This window comes from Tissierella praeacuta DSM 18095, assembly GCF_900128955.1.
Classification (GTDB): Bacteria; Bacillota; Clostridia; order Tissierellales; family Tissierellaceae; genus Tissierella; species Tissierella praeacuta.
Map to the genome: position 1 here is coordinate 1 of NZ_FQTY01000032.1, position 6,509 is coordinate 6,509.

6 protein-coding genes, 8 tRNA genes and 1 other annotated feature are annotated in these 6,509 nt (G+C 30.0%); all 14 genes read left to right on the forward strand.

What is annotated here, in order from left to right; all coding sequences use genetic code 11:
* The first annotated feature begins 2 nt into the window (after window positions 1–2).
* A tRNA-Glu gene (locus BUB33_RS15465) sits at window positions 3–77 on the forward strand.
* A gap of 11 nt (window positions 78–88) precedes the next feature.
* Window positions 89–164 (forward strand) — tRNA-Val (locus BUB33_RS15470).
* A 9-nt stretch (window positions 165–173) separates the two neighbouring features.
* Window positions 174–250: transfer RNA gene (locus tag BUB33_RS15475), tRNA-Asp, on the forward strand.
* 36 nt (window positions 251–286) lie between these two features.
* A tRNA-Thr gene (locus tag BUB33_RS15480) sits at window positions 287–362 on the forward strand.
* A gap of 79 nt (window positions 363–441) precedes the next feature.
* A tRNA-Tyr gene (locus BUB33_RS15485) sits at window positions 442–526 on the forward strand.
* Between the two features lie 25 nt (window positions 527–551).
* Window positions 552–626: transfer RNA gene (locus BUB33_RS15490), tRNA-Gly, on the forward strand.
* 55 nt (window positions 627–681) lie between these two features.
* Window positions 682–755 (forward strand) — tRNA-Gly (locus BUB33_RS15495).
* Window positions 756–808: 53 nt separating this feature from the next.
* A tRNA-Arg gene (locus tag BUB33_RS15500) sits at window positions 809–885 on the forward strand.
* Window positions 886–1,051: 166 nt separating this feature from the next.
* A complete protein-coding gene (locus BUB33_RS15505) occupies window positions 1,052–1,672 on the forward strand; it encodes a DUF5052 family protein (protein ID WP_072978112.1) in 621 nt (206 codons plus the stop codon).
* Window positions 1,673–1,753: 81 nt separating this feature from the next.
* Window positions 1,754–2,004 (forward strand) — a binding site (T-box leader).
* A gap of 80 nt (window positions 2,005–2,084) precedes the next feature.
* Window positions 2,085–3,065 (forward strand): aspartate--ammonia ligase, encoded by a 981-nt coding sequence (gene asnA, locus BUB33_RS15510; protein WP_072978114.1) that lies wholly within the window; start codon window positions 2,085–2,087, stop codon window positions 3,063–3,065.
* Between the two features lie 161 nt (window positions 3,066–3,226).
* Complete coding sequence (locus BUB33_RS15515; RefSeq protein ID WP_072978116.1) at window positions 3,227–4,879, forward strand: glycosyl hydrolase family 18 protein; 1,653 nt, start codon at window positions 3,227–3,229, stop codon at window positions 4,877–4,879.
* Between the two features lie 42 nt (window positions 4,880–4,921).
* The gene (locus BUB33_RS15520) at window positions 4,922–5,452 is read left to right on the forward strand and encodes an O-acetyl-ADP-ribose deacetylase (protein WP_072978118.1); all 531 of its coding nucleotides are present in this window, start codon (window positions 4,922–4,924) and stop codon (window positions 5,450–5,452) included.
* A 75-nt stretch (window positions 5,453–5,527) separates the two neighbouring features.
* Window positions 5,528–6,172 (forward strand): zinc dependent phospholipase C family protein, encoded by a 645-nt coding sequence (locus tag BUB33_RS15525; RefSeq protein WP_072978120.1) that lies wholly within the window; start codon window positions 5,528–5,530, stop codon window positions 6,170–6,172.
* Window positions 6,173–6,264: 92 nt separating this feature from the next.
* Window positions 6,265–6,509 (forward strand): helix-turn-helix domain-containing protein (locus BUB33_RS15530; RefSeq protein ID WP_143154914.1); only part of this gene is annotated, 245 nt, incomplete at its 3' end.

The window sequence follows — 6,509 nt, forward strand, 5'->3', positions numbered from 1 at the left end:
AAGGCCCCATGGTCAAGCGGTTAAGACATCGCCCTTTCACGGCGGTAACCCGGGTTCGAATCCCGGTGGGGTCACCATTTATGTATTTGGGCGCATAGCTCAGTTGGGAGAGCACCTGCCTTACAAGCAGGGGGTCACAGGTTCGAGCCCTGTTGTGCCCACCAAATATTCGCGGCCTGGTAGTTCAGATGGTTAGAATGCCAGCCTGTCACGCTGGAGGTCGAGGGTTCGAGTCCCTTCCAGGTCGCCAATTTTACAACCTAACTTAACAAGCAATAACAAACTTGCTGGCGTAGCTCAATCGGCAGAGCAACTGACTTGTAATCAGTAGGTTGGGGGTTCAATTCCTCTCGCCAGCTCCATTAACTTACTTCCATGTGCTCCGTAGGAAAATAGTAGAGTATAATAAGGTAGTCCTTTGGGCTCCATCAATAAAGATAAGGAGGAGTACCCAAGAGGCTAAAGGGGACGGACTGTAAATCCGTTAGCTAAGCTTTCACTGGTTCGAATCCAGTCTCCTCCACCATATGTATATTCAATGATTTATATATGCGGAAGTGGCTCAGTGGTAGAGCATCGCCTTGCCAAGGCGAGGGTCGCGAGTTCGAATCTCGTCTTCCGCTCCAGAACTTTCTTATGAAGAGTATATATTCTTCATTTTTTTAAATTTTATTTAATTGTGCGGGTGTAGCTCAGTGGTAGAGCCCCAGCCTTCCAAGCTGGTTGCGAGGGTTCGATCCCCTTCACCCGCTCCATATATGTGCCCATAGGTTATAGTTTATTAGTCCTTAGGGCTTATTTATTCTATGTACCCTTAGCTCAGCTGGATAGAGTGTCTGGCTACGAACCAGAAGGTCGGGGGTTCGACTCCCTCAGGGTACGCCATTAGTATCCACGATACATAAAAGCTTGAATGACTTTTTTCTCATTTAAGCTTTTATTTTTTATATCCATCGGGGATACTTTTTTATCATGTTTACAATATTAGATTTAATTTAATAGTTGAAATACAGTTTATATTATTTTAATATAATTGAGGGAGGGATTTTATATGAAAATTAAAAGAAAAAAATTTATAATATTATTAGTAGTTTTAATACCAATATTATCAATGTTAAATGGATGTGCATTATTTAGTAATGAAATTGGAAAAATGAAGGAGAATTTAAGAGGTAGGACGGCTACAATACAGACTTATGATGAAGAAAGTAATATTATTGATAGTATAAAGGGTAATTCAATAAGCATTACTTCGGAAGATAAGTTTAATTCCAAAGACGAAGAAGGAAATATAATTAATAAATCTTCTGTAATAAATTTGACTATAGGCGGAAAATCAATGGTTCATGTTGGTAGTAGTTTAATCCTTTATGAAGAAGGTTTAACCGATATATTTAATGAATACAGTAAAAAAGTTGATATTGAAAATATTAATAGATCCACTCCCTTTATTAATAGAATGGTAAATGATATGACAAATCTCACTTCTGGAAAAGCCAGAGTAGTATTAATAAGGTCACAGTCTGGAAAACCATTAGCTACATTTGTAGGAAATAAAGTTAGTTATTTTGCAACAGGAATAGATAAATCTACAGGAATATTAATAGATGGTAAATATCTTTTTATATATAGATGTGATTATACAATTTATGATATGGAATTATTAGAATAAATATTAGATATAAATTTTAAAAACTTTTTAAAATTTCCTTGACTTTATCCTAATATCAAGCTATACTAATAATAATTTAAAAATAATGCTTTGATAGAAAGAGTAATTTATTGAGGGTGTTATAGAGAGTCGGCGGTGGTGGAAGTCCGATACCAATCAGTAAATGAAGAACATTCTTGAGCATCTAACCGAAATTGAAAAAGAGTAGGCTTAGACGGGGATAGCCTGATATCGACTATGGAGTATCGATTGTAATACAGTCCGTACTTATATTCAAGTGAGCATATTGCTAACTAAGGTGGTACCGCGGAAATTAACCTTTCGTCCTTTATTTGGATGAAAGGTTTTTTTATGACCTAACACAACGAAGGTTGTGAGTTGATGTATAAACTTTAAAATAGGAGGAGTAAAAATGATAAGATTAAATCCAAGAGAAACTCAAATAGCAATAAAACAAATAAAAGATTATTTTGAAAGAAAGCTATCAGAAAAATTAAATTTAATTAGGGTATCAGCACCATTATTTGTAACACCAGAAAGTGGATTAAATGATAATCTTACTGGAGTTGAAAAGGCAGTATCTTTTGAAATGAGAAAATACAATGAGAGGATTGAAATAGTTCAATCTTTAGCAAAATGGAAAAGATTAGCATTAAAGTCCTATGAATTTGGTATTGATGAAGGGTTATATGCAGATATGAATGCGATACGACCAGATGAAGTATTAGACAATATACATTCAATATATGTAGATCAATGGGACTGGGAAAAGGTTATAAAAAAAAGTGATAGAACTACTGAGTATTTAAGAAATATTGTAAAAGATATCTATGATGTATTTACGGAAACTGAAAAGTATATAAATACTTTATATCCTAAGATTCTTACAAAAAAATTACCAAAAGATATAAAATTTATTACTAGCCAAGAATTAGAAGATTTATATCCTAATGAAACACCAGAAAAAAGAGAACATTTTATAGCAGAAGAATATGGAGCAGTATTTGTATCAAAAATTGGCGAGCCATTAGCTTCTGGAAAACCTCATGGAACTAGATCTCCTGACTATGATGATTGGAATTTAAATGGAGATATTATATTTTGGAATCCTATAACAAATACAGCATTGGAGTTATCCAGTATGGGTATAAGAGTTGATGAAGCAGCTTTGGAAAAACAATTAAAAGTAGCAAATGCGGAGGAAAGAAAATCCCTGGAATATCATAAACAATTGTTAAATGGAGAACTGCCAACTACAGTTGGAGGAGGAATAGGGCAGTCAAGGATATGTATGTTTTTCCTAGAGAAAAAGCATATAGGAGAAGTCCAGGCATCAGTATGGACAGAAGAAATATTACAAGAATGTAAAGAAAATAATATATTTTTATTATAGAAATGAATAATATAAAAATTTAATAACAAGTAGTCATTAATTAAATATTGACTACTTGTTTGTATAATAAATTAATATTAATTATATTTGTATAAACATAAAGTTTCTATTATACTATTTATGGAGGATAAAATATTATTGAATTTTAATGGGGGGATTAAGTGAAAAAATTTACTTTAATATCTTTGATATTCCTTATAATAGGATGTATAGTAGGAGTTGCATATTATTGGCAGCTACAACCTAGTAAAAAAGTAATTTCATATTCTGATGAGCTATATTTAATTGTTGAAGAACAAGAAGTAGATAATGAAGATGCAGTATTGTTTTATGACGATATATTATATTTTTCACTTCCCGTTATTAATAATTTCATAGATAAAGACATATTTTATGATGATTCAGAAGATGTACTTATAATTACAAATAAAGAAAAAGTTCTTAGGTATAAGTTAGATAATAATATTGCTACAGTTAATAGCAAAGAATTTCTAACTACTAATACTATAAAAAAAATTAATGAAAAAATATATATCCCTATAGATGTAATTTTAAAAAATTACAATATAGAAGTTAATTATTTTGAAGACACAAATGCTGTTGTTTTAGATTATAAAGATATAAACTATTTAAGTGGTGAAATAATTTTAGATGGAGCAGTAATAAGAAGTAATTTAGATATAAAAGCACCTATTTTAGTAAAAGATATGCCCATAGGGACTATATTAAATGTTTATGCAGAATACGAATCTTGGTACAAAGTAAGAACAATAAATGGAATACCAGGATTTATTGAAAAGAAATATTTAAAGATAAATTATACTAAGGAGTTATTTAAAGTAGAAAAAACCATGGAAGACAGTCTAAAGGGATTTAATAAAAAGCCTATAAATCTTACATGGGACTACACCTATAGAAAAGTGAAAAATACAGATGGAATAAATTTAATTCCAGGAGTAAATATAATATCTCCTACATGGTTTTCTATTAATGGTGAAGAAAGTATACTAGATAAAGGAAATACAGAATATGTAAGAAAATATAATGATTTAGGATATGAAATATGGCCATTGATTAATAATAATTTTGATCCTGATTTAACCCATGAATTGTTATCAAAGAGCAGTACGAGAGAAAAATTAATAAAAGATATACTAGAATTATATAAATACTATGGATTTCAAGGAATTAATATTGATTTTGAAAATGTACATTTAAAAACTAAAGATTTACTTACACAATTTGTTAGAGAGTTATATCCAGTATTTAAAGAGGCAGGAATGAGTGTATCTATAGATGTAACAGGTATATCTACAGCTGAAAATTGGTCTTTATGCTATGATAGAAAAAGACTTTCAGAGGCTGTAGATTATATGATTTTAATGGCATATGATCAACATTGGGCAAGTAGTCCAATTGCTGGATCAGTTGCAGAATATTCTTGGGTTGAAAAAACCATATTAGGAGTACTAGAATATATTCCTAATAATAAATTAATTTTAGGGGTACCATTATATACAAGGTTATGGGTGGAAAAGGATGGAAAAGTAAGTTCTCAAGCATTATCAATGGAAATGGCCAATAAGTTTATATCAGAAAATAATATGGATTTAATTTGGGATGACAACTCTCTTCAATATTATGGACAAATAGAGAAAGATGAAAAGATATACAAAATATGGTTAGAGAACAAAAAGTCTTTAGAAATTAAAGCTTCATTAGTTCATAAATATGAATTGGCGGGCATAGCATCTTGGAGAAAAGGATTTGAAACTGCTGATGTTTGGGATAGTTTGCATAAGGTATTGAATTAATATGAGGATATTGAGTTATATTTAGATTATAGGAGTGATTTTATGTTTAGATACAAAAATATACAGATTAATATTATATTAGGAGATATAACAGAAATAGAAGCAGATGCAATAGTAAATGCTGCAAACAACACCTTATTAGGAGGTGGTGGTGTTGATGGAGCAATACATAAAGTAGGTGGGAAAAGAATTTTGGAGCAATGTAAGAAAATTGGAGGATGTCCTACTGGAGAAGCTAGGATAACTACTGCTGGAAATCTTCCAAGTAAATATGTGATACATACAGTAGGACCAATATATGAAAATGGAGAAGAAAGAGAACAAAAACTATTATATAATGCTTATTATAATTCTTTGATGCTTGCTAAAGAATACAGTATCAAAACAATTGCTTTTCCATCTATATCTACTGGTGCTTATGGATATCCAATTGAAGATGCAATGAAAATTGCTGTAAAAGCAATTATGGACTTTATAGATAAAGAAGAATTTGGTTTAGATATTACATTTGTTCTTTTTAATAAAGATGATTTTTTATTGTATAATAATTATTTAAAGGAATATTTATCATAATATTGATAAATATTTTATGTTGACTTTATTTTTTAATTATTATACTATAATTAAGACATAGAATTTTATAAAGGGGTGTTTAAAATATTTTCAGATTCTCATAAAATTATTGCATCAAAGGTATATGATAATGTATTTGATATATATGGTTTAAAATTAGATAAGCAAAAACTGTTATGGGGTTCAGTATGCCCTGATATACTTCCTCAATATAAATTCATTAGACATTATAAAGAAGAAAGTTTAAATTTTATTGCCAAGGAAATTATGAAGGTTATATTTATCAGTAGATATTTGGAGTTTAATAAGATACTTGACCCGTTAGCTATTAAAATATTAAGTAAAAAAATAGGTGTTATATCTCATTATTTGAGTGATTATGTATGTTTACCCCATGCAAATAGATGGACATTTACTGACAGTATGATAAAACATATAAAATACGAATCTCAATTAAATGATTTTGCAACAAAACATGATTTTAAAAAGAATGTAATAAACACCGATGATTTAGATATATATAACATCCCACAGGCGAAATTAAAAAGAACTATAAAAGAGTATATAACTGAAGTAGTAGAAGAGTATTCATTAAAAACCAGTTTTAAAAATGATTTGGATTTTGCATTATCTTTAAACTTAAAAATATCATATTTTATATTAGATACTATTATAGCATACTCTGACGAAATGGCTGGTTATTTTGCTTTAGAATTTTAATTAAACAAAAAACAAACCTTTTAAATGATATGCTCCCCTTGTAGTAGACAGTTTAAATAAAAAAACTGTTTACCACAAGGAGGAGTATTTTTATGGGAAGAAAAAGTAGATTTACAGCAGATGAAAAACTTAAATATATTAATATATGTATAAGAGGAGAGGATTCCATCACCCATACAGCTAAACTAGTTGGTGTTAGTAAATCAACTTTAGAAAGATGGATACGTAACTATGAATCATTAGGTATTCATGGTTTGAATAACACCTCTAAAAATACAGTTTACTCAATAGATGTTAAAAATATGGCTGTAAAGGATTATCTTGACGGAAAAGGATC